We start from the raw sequence: 2,598 nt of genomic DNA, 5'->3' as shown, positions 1-2,598 counted from the left end.
TTTAAATTGTTCCTTGAGCGATGGGGATACCCCCTCGACCCCGCAAGACCTTAACGGTCTTGCAAAAAAAAATTTAGAAGACAACACCAAATTCTTCGAGCTTAGATTCAAGGTTTGAGATTGTATCTTCTGTGTTGTTGTCTTCACGGATGCGTTGACCCATCTGTATCATTGACTCATCAGGACGTTTGAAACGCTTCTGTAGCTCTTTGTCTGCGGTGATCGCCTGAATAATACGGCTAATACGGTGCGCCAGTGTGTTGGTGTTTTTCTGCATCATTGCGTTGGTGATTGAGCCGATGCCAGACATACCTTTTGGCGGTGTTGATGTTGGAGGAATCCGTCCATCGTTCGAGCTAGAAACCTTAACTTTTGGTGCTTTCAAGGTTTTTTTGTCTTGGAATTTAAGTACGATACTGGTGATCTTTCGCCCTGTTTTCTTTGGCTCAACGGTGAGCTTGTAAGGGCTATATTGGTTAATTTCTTTGGTTGCTTGATCAATCACCCATCGTTTGAGGTCTGCCCAAACTGGGTATTTATCTTGTAGCTGGAACATCCAGCGCAGATCCTCAAGGCTAATTTCACGCTTTCCAACACTGCGATACTGCATTATCAACTCATAGAAGCGGATAGCATAAGGGCTAGACATGCCAACAATGTCGGATTCAAGATACTTGGTAAACTCTGCTTTTAAGTTGGATAAGAATGGCAATATAGGCTTAGAGAAACGAACAAAAGCCATACTGGGACCATTAAACGCCTTCTCTTGAATCCATCGAAAAGAATCCGATTCATCTCCATCTCTGAGAACGATAGATCGTTCATAGAGGCGGTTTACAGCCTGTTTAAACTCTTTGTGCGATGCTTTTTTATCTCCACCTAGTTTGATCAAATCCTCAGTGAAAAGAGGATATAGAACATCATCTGATACCTCCTCACCTTTAGGGACTTGAGCAATAGCACTTAAAATCAAACGCTGTTCTATAGTCGTTAGCGTATAGGACGCTTCGACGACTTGATTAGATTTCACAATTAAGTTGTTTTTAGCCATCACGCAGACACCAATATAATATTTATTATGGAGTAATATAAATCACTACATATATTGTGTCAACGGTGCGGGAATCCCTCCATAGTAATGCGGGAATCCCTCCATAGTAATGCGGGAATCCCTCCATAGTTAGCGGGAATCCCTCCATAGTTAGCGGGAATCCCTCCATAGTTAATCCCGCAAAGCATCGCTATTAAAGGCTTTCAGAGGACGTAAAAGTCTTTAAAAGTATTAAAATAATAAAAAAGGGATTTTGAGCTGAAAAACAGCCCAAAAAAGGGTTTTGAGCTGAAAAACAGCCCTATGCCTTAGCTTCACTCAGAAGCTCTTTTCTCGCTTCGCGAGGTACCTAACCATAGGTTTTCATCTAATCGAGCTATAACGAGCATTTAAGTGGGTTAAAAGCGGTTTTTCAGAGGGGGGATAGGCGAATTTTGGTTATGTCGCTCGTAGACACGAGCTTTGTTACTTACTTTTGGTGCCTTATTGTCTTTAAAACACCAAAAGGAAAAATTAATAACCTTGACCGTTAGATTTTTTAGATTTCAAAGTCCGAGCTTTAGAAAATAATCTTTTATTTTTTGCAGCTGTAATTCTTGCTTGTTTAGCTTCAATTTCAGCCTGTTTTTCAAGTTCCTTTTTAACTTGGATTTTGGCACTTTCTATTTTCATTGCATCAACTAATTGTTGTTGTTCAGATTGTTCTAAAGGCTCTAGGGCATTGATGATTGGTTGAAAACGATCTCTGTAATCTAAAGCCGTTTCTTTGGCTTCTTTGGCCTCTTTTTTTGCTAATTCAACAGTCGCAGCCTTTGCGCTAAGTTCTGTAAATTTAGGGTTTAGCTGGCTTATGATTTCACTCTGTAGACGCTCAGCATACATATTCGATGTTTCGTACCATTTCGGCTTTGATGCGGTGATCTCCGGTTTTGGCTCGAATCTGTTTATATTGGCGTAATACTCTTGAATCGTGGTATGTGTTGCCTTGCTGCCTTCAATTCCTCGATCTAAGCCGTGATGCTTCACTGTGTTAGCAAAATCAGTCTGCATTGCTGACAAGGTCGCACGACCACCTAAAAACTTTCGAGCGTTTAGTCTGCCTGTGTCCTGATCTATAGGAACTACATAAGCGACCAGGTGGGGGCTAGTTTCATCCAAATGCACCGAAGTGGTGATCACGTTTTCTTTACCGTGTTTGTTCTCAAGCCACTTTCTTGCAGTTTCAAAATATTGAGAGCCGTCTATGTCGCCTGATTCCGTAAAATATTCAGGACTAGCACCAATAAAATATTCAATGCAAAGCACACCATTGGAGCGCACTTTCTCAGGCAATCTATTTTGAATTGCTTGTTTAACTTCCTCAGCCGTTGCAAGTTCGTGTTTGTTTAAATGGGAGCGTTGTTCATCTGCATTTAGGGTTTCTCTAGTACGGTAGTTATGTGCTAAAGAACCGCCAATATTGCCGAATTTTTTAAGTTTTGCTGTTCTTAAAATTGCGTATGCCATCTTATGAGTGACACCATTTTCTATTTGGTTGGAATTAGTGT

The 2,598-nt window shown here is 40.8% G+C and carries 2 protein-coding genes; both read right to left on the bottom strand.

Annotated elements, in window-relative coordinates:
- Positions 1-73: 73 nt before the first annotated feature.
- Positions 74-1,051 (bottom strand): replication initiation protein, encoded by a 978-nt coding sequence (locus tag FTU09_RS13560; protein WP_180080564.1) that lies wholly within the window; start codon positions 1,049-1,051, stop codon positions 74-76.
- A gap of 513 nt (positions 1,052-1,564) precedes the next feature.
- Positions 1,565-2,598, bottom strand: a 1,034-nt coding sequence (mobV, locus tag FTU09_RS13555) for a MobV family relaxase (RefSeq protein ID WP_218951319.1), incomplete at its 5' end; no start/stop codon positions are given.

Source organism: Acinetobacter sp. YH12058, assembly GCF_013419805.1.
Classification (GTDB): Bacteria; Pseudomonadota; Gammaproteobacteria; order Pseudomonadales; family Moraxellaceae; genus Acinetobacter; species Acinetobacter towneri.
This window is presented reverse-complemented; position numbering and strand designations above follow the sequence as displayed.

Bases quoted from the DNA above. Each gene is read 5' to 3' on its own strand.
- FTU09_RS13560 (WP_180080564.1), bottom strand. From the start codon at position 1,051: ATGGCTAAAAACAACTTAATTGTGAAATCTAATCAAGTCGTCGAAGCG.